The sequence below is a fragment of the Cyanobium sp. NS01 genome, from assembly GCF_014280235.1.
In the GTDB taxonomy this organism is placed as follows: domain Bacteria; phylum Cyanobacteriota; class Cyanobacteriia; order PCC-6307; family Cyanobiaceae; genus NIES-981.
Genome location: NZ_CP047940.1, coordinates 2,423,908 through 2,447,151 on the forward strand (window position 1 = coordinate 2,423,908; position 23,244 = coordinate 2,447,151).

Annotated in this window: 23 protein-coding genes and 1 tRNA gene; 11 read left to right on the forward strand and 13 right to left on the reverse strand. The window is 70.7% G+C overall.

Features of this window, described 5'->3' with window-relative positions:
* Window positions 1-17: 17 nt before the first annotated feature.
* The 7 genes from leuC to CyaNS01_RS12785 all read right to left on the reverse strand — a co-directional run bounded on the left by leuC (window position 18) and on the right by CyaNS01_RS12785 (window position 6,680).
* Entirely contained in the window at window positions 18-1,454 is a 1,437-nt protein-coding gene (gene leuC, locus CyaNS01_RS12755; RefSeq protein ID WP_186697387.1) for a 3-isopropylmalate dehydratase large subunit, read from the reverse strand.
* 89 nt (window positions 1,455-1,543) lie between these two features.
* Window positions 1,544-1,846: a hypothetical protein gene (locus tag CyaNS01_RS12760; protein WP_186697388.1), complete on the reverse strand. Its 303-nt coding sequence runs from the start codon at window positions 1,844-1,846 to the stop codon at window positions 1,544-1,546.
* A gap of 68 nt (window positions 1,847-1,914) precedes the next feature.
* Entirely contained in the window at window positions 1,915-2,583 is a 669-nt protein-coding gene (locus CyaNS01_RS12765) for a YrbL family protein (RefSeq protein ID WP_186697389.1), read from the reverse strand.
* A gap of 143 nt (window positions 2,584-2,726) precedes the next feature.
* Window positions 2,727-4,007, reverse strand: a complete 1,281-nt coding sequence (locus tag CyaNS01_RS12770) for a competence/damage-inducible protein A (protein ID WP_186697390.1) — start codon at window positions 4,005-4,007, stop codon at window positions 2,727-2,729.
* Window positions 4,004-5,107, reverse strand: coding sequence for a glycosyltransferase family 4 protein (locus tag CyaNS01_RS12775; RefSeq protein ID WP_186697391.1), 1,104 nt, complete (start codon window positions 5,105-5,107; stop codon window positions 4,004-4,006). The genes CyaNS01_RS12770 and CyaNS01_RS12775 overlap by 4 nt, the downstream gene beginning before the upstream one ends.
* A gap of 67 nt (window positions 5,108-5,174) precedes the next feature.
* Window positions 5,175-6,473 (reverse strand): serine hydroxymethyltransferase, encoded by a 1,299-nt coding sequence (gene glyA, locus CyaNS01_RS12780; protein WP_186700808.1) that lies wholly within the window; start codon window positions 6,471-6,473, stop codon window positions 5,175-5,177.
* Between the two features lie 133 nt (window positions 6,474-6,606).
* Window positions 6,607-6,680, reverse strand: a tRNA-Arg gene (locus CyaNS01_RS12785).
* Between the two features lie 71 nt (window positions 6,681-6,751).
* Between CyaNS01_RS12785 and CyaNS01_RS12790 the strand changes: the two genes are divergently transcribed.
* The 3 genes from CyaNS01_RS12790 (at window position 6,752) to CyaNS01_RS12800 (ending at window position 7,610) form a co-directional block, all read left to right on the forward strand.
* A complete protein-coding gene (locus CyaNS01_RS12790; RefSeq protein WP_186697392.1) occupies window positions 6,752-6,991 on the forward strand; it encodes a hypothetical protein in 240 nt (79 codons plus the stop codon).
* Complete coding sequence (locus CyaNS01_RS12795) at window positions 6,988-7,278, forward strand: DUF3181 family protein (RefSeq protein ID WP_186697393.1); 291 nt, start codon at window positions 6,988-6,990, stop codon at window positions 7,276-7,278. The genes CyaNS01_RS12790 and CyaNS01_RS12795 overlap by 4 nt, the downstream gene beginning before the upstream one ends.
* Before the next feature lie 71 nt (window positions 7,279-7,349).
* Window positions 7,350-7,610, forward strand: coding sequence for a cytochrome-c oxidase (locus CyaNS01_RS12800; RefSeq protein WP_186697394.1), 261 nt, complete (start codon window positions 7,350-7,352; stop codon window positions 7,608-7,610).
* Between the two features lie 25 nt (window positions 7,611-7,635).
* On the opposite strand, the gene murJ is transcribed toward CyaNS01_RS12800, so the two are convergent.
* Window positions 7,636-9,258: a murein biosynthesis integral membrane protein MurJ gene (gene murJ, locus CyaNS01_RS12805; protein WP_186697395.1), complete on the reverse strand. Its 1,623-nt coding sequence runs from the start codon at window positions 9,256-9,258 to the stop codon at window positions 7,636-7,638.
* A 75-nt stretch (window positions 9,259-9,333) separates the two neighbouring features.
* Here murJ and sfsA point away from each other — a divergent pair, with 75 nt between their 5' ends.
* From sfsA to CyaNS01_RS12820, 3 genes are all read left to right on the forward strand, one after another.
* The gene (gene sfsA / locus CyaNS01_RS12810; protein WP_186697396.1) at window positions 9,334-10,092 is read left to right on the forward strand and encodes a DNA/RNA nuclease SfsA; all 759 of its coding nucleotides are present in this window, start codon (window positions 9,334-9,336) and stop codon (window positions 10,090-10,092) included.
* 79 nt (window positions 10,093-10,171) lie between these two features.
* Entirely contained in the window at window positions 10,172-11,398 is a 1,227-nt protein-coding gene (locus tag CyaNS01_RS12815) for a 4-hydroxy-3-methylbut-2-enyl diphosphate reductase (protein WP_186697397.1), read from the forward strand.
* 125 nt (window positions 11,399-11,523) lie between these two features.
* A complete protein-coding gene (locus CyaNS01_RS12820) occupies window positions 11,524-12,174 on the forward strand; it encodes a DUF1997 domain-containing protein (RefSeq protein WP_370561568.1) in 651 nt (216 codons plus the stop codon).
* Between the two features lie 9 nt (window positions 12,175-12,183).
* On the opposite strand, the gene CyaNS01_RS12825 is transcribed toward CyaNS01_RS12820, so the two are convergent.
* Together CyaNS01_RS12825 and purH are read right to left on the reverse strand one after the other, a co-directional pair.
* On the reverse strand, window positions 12,184-12,651 hold the full coding sequence (locus tag CyaNS01_RS12825; protein WP_186697398.1) for a DUF4079 domain-containing protein: 468 nt from the start codon (window positions 12,649-12,651) through the stop codon (window positions 12,184-12,186).
* A 77-nt stretch (window positions 12,652-12,728) separates the two neighbouring features.
* Window positions 12,729-14,309, reverse strand: coding sequence for a bifunctional phosphoribosylaminoimidazolecarboxamide formyltransferase/IMP cyclohydrolase (gene purH, locus CyaNS01_RS12830; protein ID WP_186697399.1), 1,581 nt, complete (start codon window positions 14,307-14,309; stop codon window positions 12,729-12,731).
* Window positions 14,310-14,391: 82 nt separating this feature from the next.
* Here purH and CyaNS01_RS12835 point away from each other — a divergent pair, with 82 nt between their 5' ends.
* Window positions 14,392-15,030, forward strand: coding sequence for an alpha/beta hydrolase (locus CyaNS01_RS12835; RefSeq protein WP_225875681.1), 639 nt, complete (start codon window positions 14,392-14,394; stop codon window positions 15,028-15,030).
* Window positions 15,031-15,053: 23 nt separating this feature from the next.
* Here CyaNS01_RS12835 and CyaNS01_RS12840 read toward each other — a convergent pair whose 3' ends face one another.
* Window positions 15,054-15,425 (reverse strand): DUF3155 domain-containing protein, encoded by a 372-nt coding sequence (locus tag CyaNS01_RS12840; RefSeq protein ID WP_186697401.1) that lies wholly within the window; start codon window positions 15,423-15,425, stop codon window positions 15,054-15,056.
* 466 nt (window positions 15,426-15,891) lie between these two features.
* On the opposite strand from CyaNS01_RS12840, the gene CyaNS01_RS12845 reads away from it, so the two are divergent.
* A complete protein-coding gene (locus CyaNS01_RS12845) occupies window positions 15,892-17,019 on the forward strand; it encodes a sensor histidine kinase KdpD (protein WP_186697402.1) in 1,128 nt (375 codons plus the stop codon).
* On the opposite strand, the gene CyaNS01_RS12850 is transcribed toward CyaNS01_RS12845, so the two are convergent.
* On the reverse strand, window positions 16,985-17,962 hold the full coding sequence (locus CyaNS01_RS12850) for an adenosylcobinamide-GDP ribazoletransferase (protein ID WP_186697403.1): 978 nt from the start codon (window positions 17,960-17,962) through the stop codon (window positions 16,985-16,987). The genes CyaNS01_RS12845 and CyaNS01_RS12850 overlap by 35 nt on opposite strands.
* On the opposite strand from CyaNS01_RS12850, the gene tgt reads away from it, so the two are divergent.
* Together tgt and CyaNS01_RS12860 are read left to right on the forward strand one after the other, a co-directional pair.
* The gene (gene tgt, locus CyaNS01_RS12855; protein ID WP_370561571.1) at window positions 17,943-18,983 is read left to right on the forward strand and encodes a tRNA guanosine(34) transglycosylase Tgt; all 1,041 of its coding nucleotides are present in this window, start codon (window positions 17,943-17,945) and stop codon (window positions 18,981-18,983) included. The two genes, CyaNS01_RS12850 and tgt, sit on opposite strands and share 20 nt — an antisense overlap.
* Before the next feature lie 63 nt (window positions 18,984-19,046).
* Window positions 19,047-19,190 (forward strand): photosystem II reaction center protein K, encoded by a 144-nt coding sequence (locus CyaNS01_RS12860; RefSeq protein ID WP_186700813.1) that lies wholly within the window; start codon window positions 19,047-19,049, stop codon window positions 19,188-19,190.
* A 3-nt stretch (window positions 19,191-19,193) separates the two neighbouring features.
* On the opposite strand, the gene CyaNS01_RS12865 is transcribed toward CyaNS01_RS12860, so the two are convergent.
* Entirely contained in the window at window positions 19,194-19,931 is a 738-nt protein-coding gene (locus tag CyaNS01_RS12865; RefSeq protein WP_186697404.1) for a WecB/TagA/CpsF family glycosyltransferase, read from the reverse strand.
* A 65-nt stretch (window positions 19,932-19,996) separates the two neighbouring features.
* Between CyaNS01_RS12865 and CyaNS01_RS12870 the strand changes: the two genes are divergently transcribed.
* A complete protein-coding gene (locus CyaNS01_RS12870) occupies window positions 19,997-23,242 on the forward strand; it encodes a glycoside hydrolase family 15 protein (RefSeq protein WP_370561573.1) in 3,246 nt (1,081 codons plus the stop codon).
* Window positions 23,243-23,244: the final 2 nt, after the last annotated feature.

The following is a 23,244-nucleotide window of genomic DNA, read 5'->3' on the forward strand; positions in this document are numbered from 1 at the left end:
CGGTGATGAGGGGGGATTCAGGCGGCGGGTACGGGGGTGGCCGGCGCGGCGGCCAGCAGCTGCCGCACGTCGCACACCCGGCCGGTCACGGCGGCGGCGGCCACCATGGCGGGGCTCATCAGCAGGGTGCGGCCCGAGGCTGAGCCCTGGCGGCCCTTGAAGTTGCGGTTGCTGGAGCTGGCGCTGATCTGACGGCCTTCGAGCCGGTCGGGGTTCATCGCCAGGCACATCGAACAGCCCGGCTCGCGCCATTCGAAGCCGGCGGCCGTGAACAGCGCGTCAAGGCCCTCAGCTTCGGCGGCGGCCGCCACCTGCTCGGAACCCGGCACCACGAAGGCCTTGAGGCCGGGGGCCACCCGGCGGCCGCGGGCCACGGCGGCCGCCGCCTGCAGATCACTGAGCCGGCCGTTGGTGCAGCTGCCGATGAAGCACACATCCACCGGGGTGCCGGCGATCGGGGCACCGGGCAGCAGATCCATGTAGCGGTAGGCCTCCTCGGCGAGGGGGCGCTCATCGGCGGGGGTCTGCTCCAGGGTGGGAATCGCCTCGTCCACACCGATGCCCTGGCCCGGCGTGATGCCCCAGGTCACGGTGGGGGCGATGGCGGCGGCATCGAAGCGCACCTCGTCGTCAAACAGCGCCTCCGGGCCGCTGGCCAGGCTGCTCCACCAGGCCACAGCCCGCTCCCAGGCCTCGCCCTCAGGGGCATAGGGGCGGCCCTTGAGGTAGGCAAAGGTGGTGGCGTCGGGATTGACATAGCCACAGCGCGCACCGCCCTCGATCGCCATGTTGCAGAGGGTCATGCGCTCCTCCATCGAGAGGGCGGCGATGGCCGGACCGGCGAATTCATAGGCGTGACCCACACCGCCCTTCACCCCGAGGCTGCGGATGATGTGCAGCACCAGATCCTTGGCGTAGACGCCTGGCTGCAGACGGCCGTCCACCCAGATGCGGCGCACCTTGAGCTTGCCCATCGCCAGGCTCTGGCTGGCCAGCACATCGCGCACCTGGCTGGTGCCGATGCCGAAGGCGATGGCCCCGAAGGCGCCGTGGGTGGAGGTGTGGGAGTCGCCGCAGGCGACGGTCATGCCCGGCTGGGTGAGGCCCAGCTCGGGGGCGATCACATGCACGATGCCCTGGCGGCCACTGCCCAGGCCATGCAGGGTGATGCCGTGCTGGGCGCAGTTGCGCTCCAGGGTGGCGAGCATCGCTTCAGCGAGGGGATCGGCAAAGGGCCGCGCCTGGGACGTGGTGGGCACGATGTGGTCAACCGTGGCCACCGTGCGCTCGGGGTGGCGCACAGCCAGGCCCAGGTCGTGCAGCGCGGCGAAGGCCTGGGGGCTGGTCACCTCGTGGATCAGGTGCAGACCGATGAAGAGCTGAGTGGCCCCCCCGGGCAGTTCGGCCACCCGATGCAGGTCCCAGACCTTGTCGTACAGCGTGGCGGCGCTCACCGGATCCCTCTTGAGGCGCAATGGGCCAGGGTAGTCAATGGCTTTCCCCCACCTGGGGGGCCGGGCCCGCCCTTGCGCGGGTTCCCTGTTCAGCGGATGCCGGGGCAGACCTGGCTCATGGCCACCACCTGGCCGGCGGTGATGGCATCGATCTGGACCTCCGTGATGCCATCCCGGGCCAGGGGAGCGTTGAGCTGGCGCACCAACCCCGGCTCCCAGAGCGAGTGTCCCTGGGCGTTGGCGTCGCGCCAGACGTCGCAGAAGAGCAGCAGCTGGGGGCGGCCTTCGCCGAGGTAGAAGTCGCGGTAGCGCTGCCAGTCCGTGGCAGAGGCCCTGGCCTGACCCTGCACCGCAGTCATCAACGCGGCAGCCAGCAGCAGCGACAGCCGCATCGGTGCTTCAAAGGCCCCAGGATGCCACCTGGAGGTCAAGGTCGCCAAGGCGCTCCTCATGGCGCCCGTCAGGGGGCCACCCTCTGGGTAGCGAGCGCCGCATCCGGCAGCGCGTTCGTCACCACCCTGCTCAGCGGCAGCCGGCCCAGAAGTTGCGCCAGGAAAGGATTTTGCGCGTAGCGCACCAGGAGGATCTGATCGAAGCGCGCCCACTTGCGGGCCACTTTGCGGCGGGCGAACCAGCCGCTGTGGGTGGCGATCGGGATGAAGTCGGTGTTGCCGATGCTGTCCACGATGTAGAGCCGGAAGGCCTGGGGGCCCAGGCGCTGGCACACCACATTCTTGGGGCGCAGGGCCAGGGTCACGATGCCGTCGCTCAGCATGGTGCGCCTCAGGGCCAGAAGCCCATCGCGCAGGCCACGACAGTGAAGACCTGAGGCCTCATTGGACTCGAGGTAATGCTGCAGCGTGTGCGCCACCACGCCCGGCGTGTCCTGGATGAGTTCGAAACACGACCCCACTCCCAGGTTGGTGGGCACCGTGCCGTTCCAGCGCGGCACGGCATCCCAGCTGATGCCGCGCCGCTGCAGGTGGCGGTAGAAGCGCTGCTCCCGACGGCTGTCGTGGGGGTCGCCGCCGATGTCCACCTTGACGCAGAGGCTCGGATCCTCTGGATGGCGGTGGCATTCGCGGTGCAGACCCCTGCCCACATAGGTGGAGGCGTCGAGATGGAGCATGCGGGTGTCGTCGGGAGAACAGGCCTTAACCGGTTCTTAGCCGTTCGATGGTATCCCTAGTCACATTGATTCGTTATCCCGCTCGACCTCCTCTTCATCCAGGCGCTGGCACGCGGGTCGCCCCCTGCAGGGAGGCAGATCGTTCAGCTGGCTGACAAACGCCGCCTTAACCGATCAAGCGCTTCTCCGGTGGTGAGGGTCTGGATCCAGGCGCGGCCACGGCTGCTGCCGAAGCGCACCGCGGCGCTGTGGGTGCCATCGGGGCCCGCCACGGCGATGTGCACCAGCCCCACGGGCTTGTCGGGGCTGCCGCCCCCCGGACCGGCAATCCCGCTCACGGCCACGCCCCAGTGGGCTCCGGTGAGCCTGCAGGCCCCCTCCGCCATCGCCGCCGCCACCGGATCACTCACCGCCCCGTGGCGCTCAAGCAACTCCTCCGGCACCCCCAGCACCCCCTGCTTCACCGCGTTGGCGTAGGCGATCACCCCGCCGAGGAACGCCGCGGAGGCCCCGGGGATCGCCGCCAGGGCAGCGCCGATGCCGCCCCCCGTGCAGCTCTCCGCCACGGCGAGGCTCTCGCCGCGTTGCTGCAGAGCCGCCAGCACCACCGAGGCCAGGCTGTCGTCGTCGGCACCGAAGCAGGCCTCGGCGGCGCGCCGGCGGATCTCCGCCTCCACGGGCGCCAGCAGGGTGGAGGCCTGCTCGGGTGAAGCCGCCCGGGCCGTGATCCGCAGCTTCACCTCGCCGGCGCCGGCGTAGGGGGCCACGGTGGGGTTGCTGCCCGCCAGCAGGTCGCCCACCTGCTCGGCGAGGGCTGATTCGGCCACGCCCCAGAAGCGCAGCAAGCGGCTGGCGAACACCCCCTGGGAGAGACCCTCCCGCCGCAGCCAGGGGGCCGCCGTGGCCTGCCACATGGCCCGCATCTCGCTCGGCACCCCCGGGAAGGTGAGCAGCGTGAAGCCGGGCAGAGGGCTCCAGATCATTCCGGCCGCTGTGCCGGTGGGGTTGGGGAGCACCACCGCACCCTGCGGCAGCAGGGCCTGGCGGCGCAGGCTGGGCGAGAGCTCCCGGCCGCGGCTGCGGGCCTTCGCGGTGATGTCGGCCCACACCTCCGGCCGCTCCTGCAGGGGAGTGGCGAAGGCCGCGGCGATGGCCTCAGTGGTGAGGTCGTCGGGGGTGGGCCCAAGGCCGCCGGTGGTGATCAGCAGGCGGCAGCGGCGCGAGGCCTGCTGCACGGCGGCGATCAGCCGCGCGCGGTTGTCTCCCACCACCTCCTGACGCAGGTGGGGCACCCCGAGCACGGCCAGCTGTTCGGCGATCCAGCGGGCATTGCCATTGGTGATCGTGCCGAGCAGCAGTTCGGTGCCGACGCAGAGGATCTCGGCGCTGCCCGGCTGTGGGCTGCCGGAAAGGTCGGAGGTCATCGCAGCCGCGCCACGGGCCTGTCCTGGCGCTGCAGGGCGCGGCGGGTGCTCACCAGCACCCAGATCAGCACCGCCGTGGCCAGGGCGAGCCAGAGGAAGCGCATCTCGGCATTCACCAGCACCAGGGCCAGGGAGGCCAGCCACTGGGTGAAGGCATAGATCAGCAGCACCGTGCGGCGATGGCTCAGGCCCGTGCGCAGCAGGCGGTGGTGCAGATGGCGGCGATCGGGATAAAAGGGCGAGTGGCCTTCCCGGAGGCGGCCCATGATCACCGCTGACATGTCGGCCACCGGCAGCGAGAGGATCAGCAGCGGCAGCAGCAGGCTGACGCTGGTGAGCCCCTTGGCCGGCCCCACGATGCTGATCGCGGCCAGGGCAAAGCCCAGGAAGTAGGAGCCGCCATCCCCCATGAAGATGCGGGCGGGGTTGAAGTTGTGGCGCAGAAAGCCGAGGCAGCTGCCGGCCAGGGCCGCGGCCAGCAGGCCCGCGGCAGGTTGATCCAGGCTGAAGCTCACCGAGAGCAGACCCACAGCCGCGATGCCGCTCACGCCGGCGGCCAGACCATCGAGGCCATCGAGCCAGTTGATCGCATTGGTGATGCCCACCAGCCACACCAGGGTGGCCAGCAGGCTCAGCCAGTCAGGCAGCTGCAGCACGGCGGAGGGTGCCCCCATCCAGCCGAAGGGCAGATCAATGCTGCCGATCCGCACCCCCTCCAGCCACACCGCCGTCGACACCAGCAGCTGGCCCAGCAGCCTCGGCAAGGGGGGCAGGGCGAACAGATCGTCCGCCAGGCCGATCACGAAGAAACAGAGCGAGCCGCCGAGGGTGGTCCAGATCAGGGCATCCTTGCTGGCCTCCAGCTGGGCGAAGCCACCGAGCTGCCAGGTGAGGGCGAGAGCCAGGCTGAAGGCGATCACGATGCCGACCCCCCCCAGCCGCACCATCGGGGTGGTGTGCTGCTTGCGGGCGTCGGGGGCGTCGATCAGCCCCCAGCTCAGGCCGAGCCGCCGCACCACCGGCACCACCAGGGCGGTGAGCACGGCAGCCACGGCAAAGGTGAGCAGCGCTGCAGCGTTGGGGCTGTAGGCAAGGGTCACGACAGCGGGCCGACGCAGGCGCCTGGGGGCAGGGCGTAGGCCGCCACATTACGGGCAGGGGAGGGGCTCAGACCGGCTGCAGCTCACGGGTAGGGGCGTAGAGCGGGAAGCGCTCGCAGAGCCCGGCCACGCGCTGCCGGCAGCGCTCCTCGATCGCCCCATCCTCGGGGTTGAGCAGGCGGTCGGCGATCACGTCGGCCACCTCGGCAAAGGCCTCGGCATCAAAGCCGCGGGTGGTGCAGGCGGCGGTGCCGAGGCGCAGACCACTGGTGACGAAGGGGGACTCGGGATCGAAGGGCACCGTGTTCTTGTTGGCGGTGATGTGCACGTCGCTCACCAGCAGATCCGCCACCTTGCCGGTCATGCCGATGCTGCGCAGATCCAGCAGCACCAGGTGGTTGTCGGTGCCACCGCTGACCACGGCGATGCCCCGCTCCTGGATGCGCTGCGCCAGGGCCTGGGCATTGCGCACCACCTGCTCGCTGTAGGCCCGGAAGGAAGGCAGCAGGGCTTCGCCGAAGGCCACCGCCTTGGCGGCGATCACGTGCTCCAGCGGGCCGCCCTGGCTGCCGGGGAACACCGCCTTGTCAAAGCGCTTACCGAACTCGGCATCGCGGCAGAGGATCAGGCCGCCGCGGGGACCGCGCAGGGTCTTGTGGGTGGTGGTGGTGACCACATCGCACACGGGCACGGGGTTGGCGTGCACGCCGGCGGCCACCAGGCCGGCGATGTGAGCCATGTCCGCGAGCAGGAAGGCGCCCACCTCATCGGCGATGGCGCGGAAGGCCTGGAAGTCGATGCTGCGGGGGTAGGCCGAGTAGCCGCACACGATCAGCTTGGGCCGGTGCTGCAGCGCCAGCTGGCGCACGCTGTCGAAGTTGAGCTGCTGGGTTTCGGGGTCCACGCCGTAGTGCACGGCCTCGAACCACTTGCCGCTCACGTTCACCGGCGAGCCATGGGTGAGGTGGCCGCCGTGGCTGAGGTCCATGCCCAGGATCGTGTCGCCGGGCTGCAGCAGGGCCAGGAACACGGCGAAGTTGGCCTGGGCGCCGCTGTGGGGCTGCACGTTGGCCCAGGCTGCTCCGAACAGCTGCCTGGCCCGCTCGATCGCCAGCTCCTCGATGGCGTCCACGTGCTCGCAGCCGCCGTAGTAGCGCTTGGAGGGCAGGCCCTCGGCGTACTTGTTGGTGAGCACCGAGCCCTGGGCCTCCATCACAGCGCGGGAGGTGAAGTTCTCCGAGGCGATCAGCTCGAGGTGGGTCTGCTGGCGCTCCAGCTCCTTGCTGATCAGGGCGGCGATGGCGGGGTCGGCGGCCGCCAGGGGTTGGTCGTGGCTGGCGCAAGCAGCCATCACAGAGGCAGCCATCGCGGGGTCGGCCATCGAAGCAGTTCTGGGTCTTGCATCGATCGTAAAGACACGTCAGCCGAGGCCGCCCCCCGCCCAGGACAGCACCAAAAAAAACAGCTCCAGGCGGAGCCGGAGCAGGGTGGGTTGAAAGCGCGCCTGGAGAGATTCGAACTCCCGACCCTCTGATCCGTAGTCAGATGCTCTAATCCGCTGAGCTACAAGCGCATGGCACCATTCTCAGCGCACGGAGGGCCCATCCGTCAATCGGTCCGCCCCTGATCCCCCAGAGCTCTCCCATGCCCATCCGCTGGTACGGCCCCTCCAACCCGGAAGACCCCACCTTCCGGCACTTCGAGCGGATCGTGAACCTCACCCTGCACGCCGCCCTGTTTGCTGCCATCAACAGCGGCCTCTGGGTGGTGCAGGAGCTGCGTCACCCCTGGACCCACCTCAACCTGGTGAGCCTGCTGTGGCTGACGGGCCTGCTGATGCACGCTGGGGTGGTCATCGCCATGCGCCCGGCCCCCGAAGCATGAGTCTCTCCGCCAGTGAACTGAAGGACCTGGAACTCGCCCTGGCCGACCGGCTCTACCTGCAGGTGGCCGGCTGGCACCTGTACCTGGGCGATGCCGGCCTGGCCCAGACCCTGGCCATCGAGTGCGCGGCCCGGCTCGACGCCGGCAGTGGGGTGTGTGCCCGCCAGGCCCTGGAGGCCGTGCAGGTGCCGATCGGCGGGGGCAGCACCCGCCTGCCCCTGGCCCGGCTGGTGCCTCCCGGGCAGCTGCGGGATCTGGAAGACGTGATCGAACCCTTCTGCCGCTGAGCGCTTGTTGTTGCCGAGTCGACCGATTTTGTGGTGAAGGCCGATAAGGTTGCGCCCCATGCTCTTGGGCCGTGCTGCTGATTGAGGTCACCAATGCCCGCGATGTCGTCGGCAAACGGATCGGCAAGCTCGGCAGCCGCCTGATCGGCAAGGTGGTGGATGCGGAGGCCCAGGTTGAGAAGGCCCTGATCCAGGAGCTGGAAACCGCCTTCCGCGACTTCGGCATCGAGGCCCGCATCGTGTCGGTGCAGGGCCCCCAGTTGCTGGGCCGCTCCCATCTGGAGCTGCCACTGCAGGTGCGCGAGGAGCGTCAGGTGGGGCCCAGGCCCTGATTCAGGCCCTGACCGGCCAAGCCTGTCAGCGACGGCCGGGCCAGGCCAGGCGGCGGCTCAGCTGGCTGACCACCTGCTGGGCCTCAGGCACCCTGGCCCAGTGGGAGAGGCTGGCGTACACCAGCATTCCCAGTCCGCTGCTGAGACCCACCTGCAGGGCCCTGCCGATCAGGCTGTCGGGCCAGCCCACCAGCAGCGCCAGGGCCCGCGCCGCCGCGGCTCCGGCCACGGCGGCGGCCAGCAGCAGGGCGGTGTCGCGCCCCCAGCGCCATAGCGGCAGGCCGTTGAGCCGCAGCTGCAAGGCCAGCAGCAGGGCAGCGCAGGTGATCAGGTTCACCGCCACGGTGGCCAGCACCAGCCCGGCGGCACCGGCATAGAGCCCCGGCAGCAACTGGCCGCCCCCGGGGACAGGGCCTCCCACAAAGGTCCAGCAGAAGATGGCATTGAGCCCGATCCCCGCCAGGGACCAGCGGAAAGGGGTGACGCCGTCGCCGAGGGCATAGAACACCCTCACGAGCACATCGCGGGCCAGGTAGGCCGGCATGCCGATGCCGTAGGCCATCAGCAGCTGGCCCACCAGCGTGGCCGCACCGGCATCGAAGGCTCCCCGCTCGTAGACGAGCGCCACGATCGGCACCGCCAGGGCGGTCATCAGGGCCCCGAGCGGCAGCATCGAGGCATTGGAGAGCATCAGGCCCTGGCGGATCCGCGCCACCAGCTCGGGGCGGTCCTCGGGAGCGGTGAGCCGGGCATAGACCGGCAGCAGCGGCACCAGCAGGGCGTTGGAGATCAGCCCCAGGGGGGTCTGCACCAGCAGGTTGGCGTAGCCCAGCCCCGCCGCCGCCGCCGGAATTCCCGAGGCGAAGAACAGCGACACGAACACATTGATCTGCAACATGCCGGAGGAGAGGGTGGCCGGGCCCATCACCTGCATCACCTCGCGCACGCCGGGATCCTTCCAGTCCCACACCAGCCGGAAGCGGTGCAGCCCCTGGCGCGCCAGCGCCGGCAGCTGGATCAGCCACTGCAGCACGGCTCCCAGGGTGGTGCTGCCCGCCAGCACCACGCCGCCGATCAGGGCGTTTTCCGGCAGGGTGATGGCCGGCCCCAGCTGCCACCAGAGCAGCCCCAGGCCGGCGATCACCGCCACGCTCGAGAGCAACGGGCTCACTGACGGCAGCCAGAACTCATCGGCGGCGTTGAGCGCCCCGAAGCCGAGGCCGATCAGGCCGGCGAACAGGGCCATCGGCGCCATCCAGCGCAGCTCCACCACAGCGATGGCGTGGCGCTCGGCATCGAGGCCCGGCCCCACCAGGCTGATCAGCGGGCCAGCCGCCACCAGCAGCAGCACGGTCACCACCAGCAGGCCCGCCCCCACCAGGGTGTTCATCGCCGCGAGCACGTGGGCCCCCTCCTGCCGCGGCCGCCGCGCCAGCACACTCACCATGGCGCTGTGGAACGGACCGTTGATGCCGCCCAGCAGGATCAGCAGGAAGCCCGGCAGCACATAGGCGTAGTTGTAGGCGTCGTAGGCCATGCCCACCCCGAAGGAGGCGGCGATCACCTGCTGGCGCACCAGGCCGGCCACCTTGCTGATCGCCGTGGCAGCGGCCACGATCAGGGCAATGCGACGCAGGGACTGGGGCATGGATCCGGGCCCCTGGGCCCGTTGGCTTGAGCGGCAGTATGGCGGGCGTCCCTTCGCCGCCCCGGCTGCTGCGCCATGGCCCCGCTGATCCTGGAGCTGGGCCCCCTGGTGGAGGGGGTGCTGCTCAAGCGCTACAAGCGTTTCCTGGCCGACGTGCAGCTGCAGGACGGCAGCGTGGTGACGGCCCACTGCCCCAACACCGGGCCCATGACCGGGGTGCTGCAGCCCGGCGGGCGGGTGCTGCTGCGGCACGCCCCCTCACCCAGCCGCAAACTGGCCTGGACCTGGGAGCAGGCCGAGGTGGAGGGCGCCGATGGCCAGCCGGTCTGGGTGGGCATCAACACGGCCCTGCCCAACCGGCTGGTGCGGGCGGCGATCGAGGCGGGCTGCCTGGAGCCCCAGCTGGGCCCGATCGGCGCCATCAGGGCCGAGGTGCCCTACGGGCAGAACCGCCGCAGCCGCATCGACCTGCTGCTGACGCCAGCGGCAGGGGCCGCCGATCCGCGCCCCATCTACGTGGAGGTGAAGAACACCACCTGGACCCAGGGCCGGCTGGCCCTCTTTCCGGACACCGTGACCGAGCGGGGGCAGAAGCACCTGGTGGAGCTCACGGCCCTGCTGCCGGAGGCCCGCGCCGTGCTGCTGCCCTGCCTGAGCCGGGGCGACGTGGAGCGCTTTGCCCCTGGGGATGCCGCCGATCCCCGCTACGGAGAGCTGTTTCGGGCCGCCCTGGCGGCGGGCGTGGAGGTGCTGCCCTGCGTGTTCCGCTTCACGGCCAGCGGCGTCCACTGGCAGGGGCTGGCCGGTGTGGAGCCGCGCCAGCCAGATCACTAGCCAGGTGAACGGCCCTGCTGCGGCGATTCGGCAGCCGTGCGCGAAGGCCCATAGAGTTCGGCCACTGCTGTGGGCCGCCGTGGATACCCGTGCTTTCAAGCGATCCCTGCACCATTCGGAGCGCTACAACCGCCGCGGCTTCGGCCTGGGCGAAGAGGTGGCCGGCAGCCTCGAGCAGGCCTACCAGAGCGATCTGGTGGCCAAGCTGCGGGGCAACGGCTACGCGCTGCAGCGCGGTCGGCTGAATGTGCGCCTGGCCGAGGCCTTCGGCTTCTGCTGGGGTGTGGAGCGCGCCGTGGCCATGGCCTACGAGACCCGCCGCCACTACCCCAGTGAGCGGATCTGGATCACCAACGAGATCATCCACAACCCCTCGGTGAATGACCATCTGCGCGAGATGAACGTGCAGTTCATCGCCGTGGAGGGGGGTGTGAAGGACTTCTCCGACGTGGCCGGTGGCGACGTGGTGATCCTGCCGGCGTTCGGCGCCACGGTGCAGGAGATGCAGCTGCTCAATGAGCGCGGCTGCCACATCGTGGACACCACCTGCCCGTGGGTGTCGAAGGTGTGGAACACCGTGGAGAAGCACAAGAAGCATGCCTTCACCTCGATCATCCACGGCAAGGTGAAGCACGAGGAAACGCTGGCCACCAGCTCCTTTGCCGGCACCTACCTGGTGGTGCTCGACCTGGCCGAGGCCCAGCTGGTGTGCGACTACGTGCTGCTCGGCAACCAGAACCTCAGCGCCGAGCAGCGGACCGCCGCCCGGGAGGCCTTCATGGCCCGCTTCGCCAAGGCCTGCTCACCGGGCTTCGATCCCGACCGCGACCTGATCCGGGTCGGGGTGGCCAACCAGACCACCATGCTCAAGAGCGAAACCGAGGAGATCGGCCGGCTGGTGGAGCGCACGATGCTGCAGCGCCATGGTCCCGCCGAGCTCAACGAGCACTTCCTGGCCTTCAACACGATCTGCGATGCCACCCAGGAGCGCCAGGACGCCATGTTCGCCCTGGTGGATGAGCCCCTCGACCTGATGGTGGTGATCGGCGGCTACAACTCCTCCAACACCACCCACCTGCAGGAGATCGCCGTGAGCCGCGGCATCCGCTCCTTCCACATCGACACCCCCGAACGCATCGGTCCGGGCAACCGCATCGAGCACATGCCCCTTGGCGGTGAGCTCACCGAGGAGTCGCCCTTCCTGCCGGAGGGACCGATCCGGGTGGGGATCACCTCCGGGGCCTCCACCCCGGATCGCATCGTGGAGGCGGTGATCGAGCGGCTGATCGAGCTGAGCGAGGCCTGAGGCTGGGCCTCTAGATTGGTGCCTGTAGAACTGTGAGCACAGCGATCCCTGGGCTGGAGCCATGCGCTCGTGACCTGGGTCCGCCGAGCCGGTTCCGGTTGAACCTGTCGTTGCGTCCGTCGCTGTTGTCGTCCACCCCCCTGTCGACAGCGCCACTCGGGTCGGCCCAGCGGGACGACATTCCGCCGCTGCGCCAGTCTGACGACTCCCGGGTGCGCCTGTACCAGAGCAGCTTCGCTGATCTCATGGAGATGCGGGCGCCCAGCGAGGCGGTGGCCCACTATCTGGATCGCCACGAGGGCTGGTTCAGCCGCTGCGCCGCGCCGATGGCCGTGGAGCCCCTCGGCGCCAATGGCTACAGTCTCACCCTGGGGCGCTTCGGCAACTTCGGCTTCGAGGTGGAGCCCACCATCGCCCTGGAGCTGCTGCCCCAGAGCGAGGGGGTCTACCGGATTCTCACGGTGCCGAGCCCGGCGGGGGACACCGGCCTGGAGGGTCTCTATGACGTGGATTTCCAGGCGTCCCTGCGGCTCGACAACACTGCCGAGCTGGAGGCGCCCCTCACTCTGGTGCGCTGGGATCTGGCCCTCAGCGTCTGGATCCGTCTGCCCGGGGTGATCACGCTGCTGCCGGATGGCCTGGTGCAGAGCAGTGGCGAGCGGCTGCTGCGCCAGATCGTGCGCCAGGTGTCCCGCAAGCTCACCTGGAAGGTGCAGGACGATTTCCACAACAGCCACGGGCTGGAGCCTCCCCCCAGGCGGCGGGCGCAATTCTGAACGGCCAGCTCAGGCTGGGCGGTTCTCCCAGATCTTGTTGAGAATCTGCATCCCGCTCACCGCCTGCCACAGAAACAGCGTGACCATCAGCATGTTCAGCCCCACGTGGGCCTTGCGGGCGATCAGGTTGCCCTGCTGCATCAAGGGAGTGAGCGAGGCGGCCAGGGCCACCATGGAGGTCATGCCGATCCCCACCAGCAGGTGCGGGCCCACGAACAGCTTGCCGTTGTTGAGGTAGGTGACGGCCATGCCGCCGAAGCAGCCGATCACCACCAGGGCCAGCAGCACACTGCCCACCTGGAAATGGCGCTTGGCGTACTGACCCTTGATCAGCTGCTTGCGGGTTTCGGCATCGGGTGCCGTGCGCAGCTTTTTGGCCTTGATGCCCAGGAACAGTCCATAGCCGGACAGCCCGAGCAGGCTCCACATCATCAGCGGATGCAGGAAGTTGAGGCCGTAGGCGAGCGACTCAGGCATGGCGTGGCCGGGGCGGAGACGATGCAGCGAAACTACAACTGAGCCCCGCCCCCTCGCTGTCCAGCCCAGCCTGGGGCTCAGTGCAGGAAGTGGCGTCGGCCGGTGAGCAGCATCGCCAGCCCCAGCTCATCGCAGGCTCTGATCGAGTCCTTGTCCCGCACGCTGCCGCCTGGCTGGATCACCGCGCGGATGCCCAGGCCGGCCGCCAGCCGCACCGTGTCGTCGAAGGGGAAGAAGCCGTCGCTGGCCAGCACGGCCCCGCGCACCCGCTCCCCGGCGGCCTCCAGGGCGAGCCGGGCCGACCCCACCCGGTTCATCTGGCCCGCCCCCACCCCCAGGCTCTGGCCGTCCCGGGCCACCACGATGGCGTTGGAGCGCACGTGGCGCACCAGCTTCCAGGCGAAGTGCAGGTCGGCGAGCTCCTGGGGCGTGGGCTGGCGCTGGCTCACCACCTGCCAGCTGCTCTGCTCGGCCGGCAGATCGTCGAGCTCCTGGGCCAGCACCCCGCCCAGCACCGTGCGCAGCTGCTGGCGTGGGGCCCGCTCGATCGCCTCGGGGGCCAGCTGCAGCAGGCGCAGGTTGGCCTTTGCGCTCAGCTGCTCCAGGGCCTCAGGCTCGAAGGCCGGGGCCACGACGCACTCCAGGAAGAGGCTGGTGAGATGGGCGGCAGCGTCGCCATCCACCGGCGTGTTGAGGGCCACGATGCCCCCGAAGGCCGACACGCGATCGGCCTCCAGGGCGCGGTGCAGAGCATCGGCGCAGCCACTGCCGGTGGCCACACCGCAGGGGTTGGTGTGCTTGACCACCACCGCCGCGGGCTGGGCGGCCAGGCCATAGCCGAACTCCCGCACCGTGGCCAGGGCGGCATCGAGATCAATCAGGTTGTTGTAGCTGAGCTCCTTGCCCTGCAGTTGCCGCGCCGCGCCCCAGCCGGCGCTGGCTGCGCTGTACCAGGTGGCCGGCTGGTGGGGGTTTTCGCCGTAGCGCAGCGCCTGGCGAGCAGGCAGCGCCAGCTGCAGGGGCTCAGCTGTGGCTTCCGGCTCTGGCTGAGCCGCTGGTGGGGCCTCCGGCTCAGCGGCCAGGCGCTCGGCCAGCCAGCGGCTGATTGCCGCGTCATAGGCGGCCGTGTGGGCGAAGGCCTCCAGGGCCAGGCGGCGGCGCAGATCATGACTGAGGGGGCCGGCGGCCAGGGCCTCGAGAAAGGCGGCGTACTGCTGGGGGCTGGTCAGCACCGCCACATCGGCATGGTTCTTGGCCGCAGCCCGCACCATGGCCGGCCCTCCGATGTCGATGGTCTCGATGGCGGTGTCGAACGGCACGGCCGGGTCGGCCACCGTTTCGCGGAAGGGGTAGAGGTTCACCACCACCACGTCGATCGGATCGATGGCCTGGGCGTCCAGATCCGCCTGGTGGGAGGGGTCCTGGCGCCGCGCCAGGATGCCGCCGTGGATGCGGGGATGGAGGGTCTTGACCCGGCCCCCCAGGATTTCCGGAGCGCCGGTGTGCTCGGCCACCCGGGTCACCGCCAGGCCCGCGGTCTGCAGCGCCGCCGCGGTGCCACCGCTGGAGATCAACCGGTAGCCCGCCGCGATCAGGCCCTGGGCCAGGGGCACCAGACCATCCTTGTTGGAGACGCTCAGGAGAGCCGTGGGGGCCATGGTGGCAGCTGGGCAGGGGCAGAAGGCCAACCTACGCAGCGGCCCGTGGCCCAGACTGCTGCCGCCAGCCCTGCTCCACGCCGTGCCCGCACCCCAACCGCCACCGGCCGAGGCGCTGCTGCGTCGGGGGCCCAGCAGCGCCGATCGGCGGCTGGTGCTGCTGCACGGCTGGGGCGCCGACGCCGACGACCTGCTCGATCTGGCCGACCTGCTGGTGAACGCAGACACCAGCGTGGTGGCCCTGCGGGCCCCTGGCCTGCACCCCAGCGGTGCGGGGCGGCAGTGGTACGACCTGCAGCAGAGCGGCTGGCCCGAACTGCCTGGGGCCCTGGAGGGCCTGCGCCAGCGGCTGGAGGCCCTGGGTCAGGAGGTGCCGCTGCGGCGCACGGTGCTGCTGGGCTTCTCCCAGGGTGCCGCCATGGCGCTGGACGTGGCCAGCGGCGGGGCCGGCCTGCCCGTGGCTGGGGTGGTGGGCTGCAGCGGCTACCCCCACCCTGACTGGCAACTCTGCGGCGGAGACCGCCAGAGCTTCCCTGTGCTGCTCACCCACGGCCAGCAGGATCCGGTGGTGCCCTTCGCCGCCAGCGTCGAACTGTCCGATCGGCTGCGGGCCGGCGGCCATGGCGTGGAACTGCTGGGCTTCCCGGGCGGCCACACGATCGACATGGCCCTGATTCCCTCCATCCGCAGCGCCATCACGGACGCCTGGATGGAGGCCTGAGCTGACTCAGAAGCAGGTGTGGATCAGACGAAGGCGTATTCGTACTCTTCCATTTCCTCCCAGTCGTCGGAGGCGAGGGCCTCGATGCCCTCGAACAGCACCTCTTCACCGATGCTGTCCACGATGGAGCGCAGCGACGGGAACAGGAAGTGGTTCTCCTCGGCGTACTGGGCGCTGAACAGGCCCTTCTCACCCCAGAAGAAGCGGTCGGTGGTGTGCTCGTTGCGGCGCACGTTGAGTAGGGCCGGCGGCACCAGGGCCTGTTCGGCGATGTAACGGCGGGCAGCCGTCACGGGCTTGTGGGAGCCGGTCTCCAGGTTGAACGTGGAGACATGGGCCAGGACGCGCTGACCGGCAAGACGACGGCGGCTGATCCGCTTGCGCTTCTTCGACATGGAGGCAGCTCCCGCGGCGGGGAGAGAGAGGGGACTGGAGAGGCCGGGCGGGGAGGACCCGATGGCCATGGACCGGCGGCGTGGAACCGAGGGAAGGGAACCGGCGCATGGAGGCCGGAAGGGGTGAACCCGGAAGCCCTGGGGCTGGCGGACTGGATGGACGCTGGGCAGCATCCAAAGGGTGGCGCAACCGACCGTGGCCGCAGAACTGGCAGAGCAGCGTCGGCAGATTCCGCAAAGCCCTTAAGGCGCGGAACCCAGCAGGAGGGACGGCCCGTTGGACGGACTGCCCTGCCACTGCTGTAGCTTCGTTTGAGCAAAAGCGCAACTGAAGCGGACCAGACGCTGCTCCAGGCCCAGGACGGCTCAGGGAGTAGTGGTCGATACCGAGATATTAAGCTTCTTTTCTCGGTTTGCTTCACGTTCCGCCAAATTTGTTTCTGGATTGCTGCCCGGGGCCGAGGTGATGGCTGTCTCCAAGCGCTTTCTCAGCCTGCTGCAGTTCCAGCTCGCCCAGTTCGCCGACCGGCCCGACGTGACCTCGCTGGTGGTGTACGTGGCAGACGTGGGTGAGGGCAAGAGCCCGCAGCTGCTGCCAGTAGGCCAGTGGCCGATGGCGAATCGCACACTTGCGGCGGTGGCCCTCGACAATCCGCTGACCGCCGTGGCCGATCTGCGCCGCTGGCTGCCGCTGCGTCACGGCGGTGTGCTGCTGGGTGCCCTGCAGGTCGACACCGCGGCACTGCCCTGGCCCGAGCCGCTGCGCCAGCGCCTGCAGGCCGTGGCCCTCTGCCTCACCGAGGGGCTCTGCCTCGACCTGGAGCAACAGCGCCTCCAACAGCAGCTGCTCGCCCAGCACGAGCAACTCACCGTGCTGCTGCATCAACTGCGCAATCCCCTCGCCGCCCTGCGCACCTTCGGTCAGCTGCTGCTGCGGCGGCTGGACGGGGATGAGCGCAACCGCCCTCTGGTGGAGGGATTGCTGCAGGAGGAGCGGCAGCTGCAGCGCTACGTGGACGCCATCGATCGCCTCGGCGGTGGCAACCTCGAGCCGGCCCAGGAGCCGGGACCGGGGCCGCTGCTGCTGCCGCCCAGCCTCGGCGGGGCCGCCAGCCAGCCCCTGGCGGACCTGTTGGAGCGCCTGGTGCAGCGGGCCTGCGCCACCGCGGCCCTGCAGGGGCGCCCCTGGCAGGGGCCCCAGGCCCTGCCCCAGTGGCAGGGCGACAGCGGGGCGGTGGCTGAAATCGTGGCCAACCTGCTCGAGAACGCCTTTCGCTACAGCCCCTCCGGCTCGGCGGTGGGGCTGCAGTGCCGGCCCACGCCAGCAGGGGGCTGGCAGCTGGTGGTGTGGGACGGGGGGCCACCGATCCCTGCACCGGAGCGCCAGCGGATTTTTCGCAGGGGGGAGCGGGGCACGGCGGGCGCCGCCCAGCCCGGCAGCGGCCTCGGCCTGGCGCTGGCCGCCGATCTGGCCCGCCACCTCGGTGGCGAGCTGGTGCTGTGCAATGCCCCGGCAGACCTTGACCCTGCCCTGCCGGCGCACGGCAATGCCTTCTGCCTCAGCCTGCCAGCGCCCGCAGCACCAGCCCCATGAGCAGCAGGGCCAGGGCTTCGCTCCACTCCACGCAGGCGCCGTAACTGTCGCCGCTGTGGCCGCCGAGGCGGCGCCCCAGCCAGAACGGCACCAGCACGGCGGGCACCAGCCCCAGCAGCGGCAGCCAGCCGAAGCTCCCCGCTGCCTGGGCCCGGGGCGGATCCAGCACCAGCGCCAGGCCAGCCACCAGGGGCCCGGCCAGCAGGGCCGGCAGCAGCTCCCGGCGCAGGCCTCGCCAGTGGCGGCGGTGGAACCCGGCGCTGCCGCCGGCGGCGGGATCCTGGCGCAGGTAGGGGAAGCGGGCCATCGCCAGCAGCGGCGACAGCCGCCCCCAGAAGCCCGTCCACAGCAGGGCCATGGGGGCCGCGCCCGCCAGGCACACCAGGCCGGCCCCCCGCAGCAGAGCCAGCAGCAGGGCCGCCTGCACGGCGGCGGCGCCCACGCGGCTGTCAGCCATGGCCTCCAGGGCCCGGGGGCCGGCCGCCAGACCGTCGGCGGTGTCGAGGGCGCCGTCGTGGTGGAGCCCACCGCTGAGCCCCAGGGCGAGGGCGATCACCAGGAGCACCTGCGCCCCCAGCGGCAGCCAACCGGCGGTGCCCAGCCAGACCAGGGCCTGCAGACCGCCCAGCACCAGGCCGATGAGCGGCGCGAAGCGGGCGATGCGCTCGAAGCGCGGGCGGATCCAGGGCCAGCCCGGCAGCACGGTGTAGAAGATCCAGGCGCCGGCCAGGTCCCGCAGCCAGTCGGGCGCGGAGCGGGACGTGTGGCGGGGTTCCCTGGACACAGGCAGACGACCTCTAGCGTCGGAGCATCGCCGGCGCGGCCCCATCAGCTTCACACCGCCACCCTTCAGCTTCACGGCCACAGCCCGCTGTCCCCGCACCCGGGCCCGCTGTGGCTGCTTCCAGACCCCCCACGGTCCGGTGACCACGCCCCGCTTCATGCCGGTGGGCACCCTGGCCACGGTGAAGGGGGTCATGCCCCCCCAGCTGGCCGCCACCGGGGCCGAGATGGTGCTGGCCAACACCTACCACCTGCACCTGCAGCCCGGTGAGGCGATCGTGGCCGAAGCAGGCGGGCTGCACCGGTTCATGGGCTGGTCCGGCCCCCTGCTCACCGACTCCGGCGGCTACCAGGTGTTCAGCCTCGCCGGCATCAACCGCATCGACGACGACGGCGTGACCTTCCGCTCGCCCCGGGACGGCAGCCGCATCGTGCTCACGCCGGAGCGGGCGATGGCGATCCAGATGGCCCTCGGCGCCGACGTGGCCATGGCCTTCGACCAGTGCCCCCCCTACCCGGCCAGCGAGGCCGAGGTGGAGTCCGCCTGCCGCCGCACCCACACCTGGCTGGAGCGCTGCCTGGCCAGCCATCAGCAGCCCGGCCAGGCCCTGTTCGGCATCGTGCAGGGCGGCTGCTACCCGCGGCTGCGGGCCGAGTCAGCCCGGGTGGTGGCCTCGATGAACCTGCCCGGCATCGCCGTGGGTGGGGTCAGCGTGGGTGAACCGGTGGAGGAGATGCATCGGATCGTGCGCCAGGTGGGCCCGCTCCTGCCCGAGCACACGCCCCACTACCTGATGGGGGTGGGCAGCCTGCGGGAGATGGCCGTGGCCGTGGCCCATGGCTTCGATCTGTTCGACTGCGTGCTGCCCACCCGGCTGGGCCGGCACGGCACGGCGCTGGTGGGTGGCGAACGCTGGAATCTGCGCAATGCCCGCTTCCGCCACGACCACACCCCCCTCGACAGCGGCTGCCCCTGCCCCGCCTGCCGCAGCCACACCCGGGCCTACCTGCACCACCTGATCCGCGCTGGCGAGATGCTGGCCCGCATCCTGCTCAGCCTCCACAACATCACCCAGCTGCAGCGGTTCAGCAACGCCATGGCCCAGGCGATCCGCGAGGGCTGTTTTGCAGAGGATTTCGCTCCCTGGGAACCGCACTCTGAGGCCGCCCACACGTGGTAGCGTCCGCCTCTCGCTGATGGATCTGCAGGGATGGTCGTCTCCGCGCTGCTGGCTCACGCTTCAATGCACCACCTTTCGGGCTCCAGCCTGGCCCAGCTGCCTGAGGCCTACCAGGCCTTCGGTCCCCTGGTGGACATCCTGCCGATCATCCCCTTCTTCTTTCTGCTGCTCGCCTTCGTGTGGCAGGCCTCCGTGGGCTTCCGCTGATCTTCAGCCCTGGCGCAGCACCTTCCACACGAAGTGGGGCAGGGCGAGCATGCGACGCCAGCGGCTCGGCTCCTGAATCAGCCGGTAGAGCCACTCCAGGTGCAGCCTGCCCATCCAGCGGGGTGCCCGGGTCTTGACTCCGGCCCACACGTCAAAGCTGCCGCCCACCCCCATCCACAGGCCCGTGCGCTGCCCCGCCAGCCGCCGGATCCAGAGTTCCTGCCGGGGAACCCCCAGAGCCACCAGCACCAGATCCGCAGGAGCAGCCAACAGCTGGCGCTCCAGGCCAGGCCAGGCCTCGGCGGGTTGGTAGCCATCCACAGCCAGCACCAGCTGCAGAGCGGGCAGCGTGGCCTCAAGTTTCCGGCGCAGTAAGCCCATCACCTGGGGCGAGCCGCCCACCAGGGCCACCCGCCAGCCGGCCCCGGCGGCATGCTCCAGCAGGGCATGGGCCAGTTCGATGCCGGGAGCGCGAGGCACCCGCAGCCCCTGGCGCCCAAGGGCCCACACCACGCCGGCCCCGTCGGGAATCACCAGGTCGGCGGCGGCGATGGCGGCGCCCAGGGCCGGGTCGGCCAGGGCGGCCATGGTCATCTCGGCATTGAGCGTGACGATCTGACCGCCGCCGCGGGCGTGCAGGGCCAGGGCGGCCGCCCGCACATCCGGGCAGGCGTCGATGGGCACGCCGAGCACCCGGGTGCGACGGCCCGGGGATGGGGCTGCCGTTGCCATTGCTGCCATGGAGCGTGCCGCTGCGCGAGAGAATCTATGGCCACCCCTTGCCCTGGCCTTCCCCGCTGCCCCGCATGCCCCAGTCCGAGATGGCCCCCAAGCCGCCCAGTCCGGTGGCGATGGTTGACCACCCTGCCGCCGAGCTGCTGGCGGAGCTGGACCAGCAGATCTCTGCGGTGGTGCTCAACCGGCAGGACCCGATCAGCGGGCTGCTGCCGGCCAGCACCGCCAACACCGTGCACGGCAACTACGGCGATGCCTGGGTGCGCGATGGCGTGTACTCGATCCAGTGCGTGTGGGGGCTGGCCCTGGCCCACCGGCGGCTGCGCGGTCCCTGCCGGCGGGCCTTCGAGCTCGAGCAGCGGGTGCTGCTGCTGATGCGGGGCCTGCTCAATGCCATGGAGCGTCAGGCCACCAAGGTGGAGCGCTTCAAGCACAGCCTCGACCGCCGCGACGCCCTGCACGCCAAGTTCGACACCAGCAGCGGCTCCACCGTGGTGCCTGACGACGGCTGGGGCCACCTGCAGCTCGACGCCACCGCCCTGTTCCTGCTGCAGCTCGCCCAACTCACCCGCAGCGGCCTCGTGGTGGTGCGCAGCAGCCACGAGAGAGATTTCGTGCAGAACCTGGTGTACTACGTGGCCCGGGCCTACCGGGTGGCCGACTACGGCATCTGGGAGCGCGGCGACAAGGGCAACCACGGCCTGCCGGAGCGCAATGCCAGCTCGATCGGACTGGTGAAGGCGGCCCTTGAAGCCCTCGACGACCTCGACCTCTACGGGCCCCACGGCGACGGCAGCTGCTGCCTGGTGATCCCCCACGACGCCATCGTGCGCCTGCGCCGGGCCCTCGATGGCATGCTGCCGCGGGAATCCGGCAGCAAGGAGGCCGATGCCGCCTGTCTGGCCGTGATCGGCTACCCCGCCTGGGCCGTGGAAGACCGCGAGCTGGCCGAGCGCACCCGCAACAAGATCCGCGCCGAGCTGGGCGGCGCCTACGGCTACAAGCGCTTCCGCCGTGACGGTCACCAGACCGTGGTGGAAGACCACACCCGCCTCCACTACGAGCGCGAGGAGCTGGCCCAGTTCGAGCACATCGAGTGCGAATGGCCGCTGTTCTGGGCCTACGAGCTGGTCACGGCCTGCTGCGAGGAGCGCTGGAGCGAGGCCCGCCAGTGGCGCGGCCGCCTGGCCAGCGTGAGCGTGCTGCAGGGCGACGTGCCGCTGCTGCCGGAGCTCTACCTGGTGCCAGCGGAGGCGGTGGAGCGGGAGCGGCGCCAGCCGGGCAGCCAGCCGCGCCAGCCGAACGCCAACGTGCCGCTGCTCTGGACCCAGAGCCTCACCTGGCTGGGGGACCTGCTGCTGGCGGGGCTGATCACCCCCGCCGACCTCGACCCCTGCGGCCGCCGCAGGCCGGAACCGGCAGGAGCGGAGCAGGTGCTGGTGGCCCTGGTGCCCGGCAGCGCCTCCGTGGCCGCTGTGCTGGCGCAGCACGGCCTGCCCAGCAGTGGCGGGGCGGCTGAGCAAGCCAGCCGGATCGCAGTCCAGGGATCGTCGGCCCTTGGCAGGCGCCTGGCTCAGGTGGGGGCCAACGCCCGCCTGGGCCTCACCGGGCACCCCCCCGTGCGGATGGAAACGCTCGCCACGGCCCGGCTCTACCGCTGCCCACGGCCAGGTGCAGCGGGCGAAGAGGATGCCCTGGCCTTCGTGCCGGCCGTACTGGAGGAGGGCACCTTCTACCTGGCCGACGATGCCGAGCAGCTGGTCGACACAGTGCAGGCCGAGCTGCGCATGCTGCAGCGCCAGTGGCGCGGCACGGGCGCCCCACTGCTGCTGATCCCCGTGGCCGAGGCCGTCTTCGGGCGGGAACCGGAGGCGTTTCTGGCCCTGGGGGCCCAGCTGCAGGCAGGAGAAGTGGGGGGCGTGCCGGTGCAGCTGGCCCGCCTTGAGGACCTGGCCGACCAGGCCCACTGGGTGTCGTTGCCCGCCGAGGCGGCCACGGGCGCCGCAGCGACAGGCCCTGAGCCAGCGGCGGACCTGCCGCTGCAGGCCAGCCGGCGCCAGGCACCGCTCTCGGCCGCAGAGGAACAGGACCTCGAACGCGACGATCTCTCCATCGGCGAGCTGGGCGAGCGGCTCTGGCAGAGCACCTCCCTTGAGGAGCAGGCGGAGGTGCTGGAACAGCTGGTGCGCCGTCTCGGGCTGGGGGCGCAGCTGCACGGGCCCCAAGGCAGCGAGCCTGTGGCCGTGCGCAGGCTGCTGGAGGAGGTGTACCACCGGGCCCTGGTGGAGGCCGACTGGGACGTGGTGCGCCGCACGGCCGGCTGGCTGGAGCTGGTGCACCCCCAGCTGGAGGATGCCCTCACGGACCTGCTGGTGCGGCAGCGCCAGGTGGTGGTGGGCCGCAATTACACCGGCGATTCGCTGCTGAGCGAGCCCCAGGGCAGCGCCGCGATCGCGGCGATGATCCGGCGCTTCAGTGGTGAGGACAGCCGCGAGTGGATGCTGCAGCAGGAACTGTTGCTGGCCCTCGACGGCCTGGCCCGCCACGAGCCCCGGCTGCTCAGCGGCAGCCTCACCCTGCAGCTCGGCCAGCTGGTGCTGCTGCTCACCAGTGAGCTGGCCGCCGAGGCCGACCTCAGCCCCAGCGAGGCCTTCGAGGCCCTCTGCGCCCAGCCACCCCACGCCGTGCGGCGTCGGCTGCAGACCCTGCTGGCCGATGTGGAGCACGCCAAGGCCTCGCTGATGCGCAAGGAGCAGCTGCACCTGAGCGGGCGGGTGCGCTGGAGTGTGCCGCCACCGCTGGAGGAGCTGCCCAAGGCCGGAAACTGGCTGCAGCACCGCATCCGCCTGGGGGCCCTCAGCCAGGTGCCACGCCACTTCTATGCCGGGGTCTGGGAGTTGCTGCACCACTGCCGCGGCATCGTGATCGGCGACAAGCTGGAGCGCCGCAACCGCCTGGCCAGCGGGCCGCTGCTGAGTGAGAAAACGCCCGGGGAGAAGAACTTCGCCGCCCTGATCGAGCACCTGCTCAGCAAGATCGAGGCCCCGGAATACCGGCAACTCTGCACCGAAACCCTGATGACTCTGATGGCCTTCGTGGGGGCGAACCCCCAGGTGCGTTTCGACGACGACCTCGCCCTCGACGTGGTGATCGGCCATGCCGTGCGGGTGGGCTGGCAACAGCGCCATCCCGAGGTGCCACCCGAGGACTACGGCCAGTTCAAGGCCGGAGCCTGGGAGGCCTTCTACCAGGCCTCTCCAGCCGACTGCCGCGCCTGGCAGCTCGAAGCTCTGCGCCAGCTCACCCTGGAGGCCTGAGC

Coding starts and splice junctions, on each gene's coding strand:
- CyaNS01_RS12760 (WP_186697388.1), bottom strand. CDS start 1,846: ATGCGGCTGTCGCTGCTGCTGGCTGCCGCGTTGATGACTGCGGTGCAG.
- CyaNS01_RS12765 (WP_186697389.1), bottom strand. CDS start 2,583: ATGCTCCATCTCGACGCCTCCACCTATGTGGGCAGGGGTCTGCACCGC.
- CyaNS01_RS12770 (WP_186697390.1), bottom strand. CDS start 4,007: ATGACCTCCGACCTTTCCGGCAGCCCACAGCCGGGCAGCGCCGAGATC.
- glyA (WP_186700808.1), bottom strand. CDS start 6,473: ATGGCTGCCTCTGTGATGGCTGCTTGCGCCAGCCACGACCAACCCCTG.
- CyaNS01_RS12790 (WP_186697392.1), top strand. CDS start 6,752: ATGCCCATCCGCTGGTACGGCCCCTCCAACCCGGAAGACCCCACCTTC.
- CyaNS01_RS12795 (WP_186697393.1), top strand. CDS start 6,988: ATGAGTCTCTCCGCCAGTGAACTGAAGGACCTGGAACTCGCCCTGGCC.
- murJ (WP_186697395.1), bottom strand. CDS start 9,258: ATGCCCCAGTCCCTGCGTCGCATTGCCCTGATCGTGGCCGCTGCCACG.
- sfsA (WP_186697396.1), top strand. CDS start 9,334: ATGGCCCCGCTGATCCTGGAGCTGGGCCCCCTGGTGGAGGGGGTGCTG.
- CyaNS01_RS12825 (WP_186697398.1), bottom strand. CDS start 12,651: ATGCCTGAGTCGCTCGCCTACGGCCTCAACTTCCTGCATCCGCTGATG.
- purH (WP_186697399.1), bottom strand. CDS start 14,309: ATGGCCCCCACGGCTCTCCTGAGCGTCTCCAACAAGGATGGTCTGGTG.
- CyaNS01_RS12840 (WP_186697401.1), bottom strand. CDS start 15,425: ATGTCGAAGAAGCGCAAGCGGATCAGCCGCCGTCGTCTTGCCGGTCAG.
- CyaNS01_RS12845 (WP_186697402.1), top strand. CDS start 15,892: ATGGCTGTCTCCAAGCGCTTTCTCAGCCTGCTGCAGTTCCAGCTCGCC.
- CyaNS01_RS12850 (WP_186697403.1), bottom strand. CDS start 17,962: ATGAAGCGGGGCGTGGTCACCGGACCGTGGGGGGTCTGGAAGCAGCCA.
- CyaNS01_RS12860 (WP_186700813.1), top strand. CDS start 19,047: ATGCACCACCTTTCGGGCTCCAGCCTGGCCCAGCTGCCTGAGGCCTAC.
- CyaNS01_RS12865 (WP_186697404.1), bottom strand. CDS start 19,931: ATGGCAGCAATGGCAACGGCAGCCCCATCCCCGGGCCGTCGCACCCGG.
- CyaNS01_RS12870 (WP_370561573.1), top strand. CDS start 19,997: ATGCCCCAGTCCGAGATGGCCCCCAAGCCGCCCAGTCCGGTGGCGATG.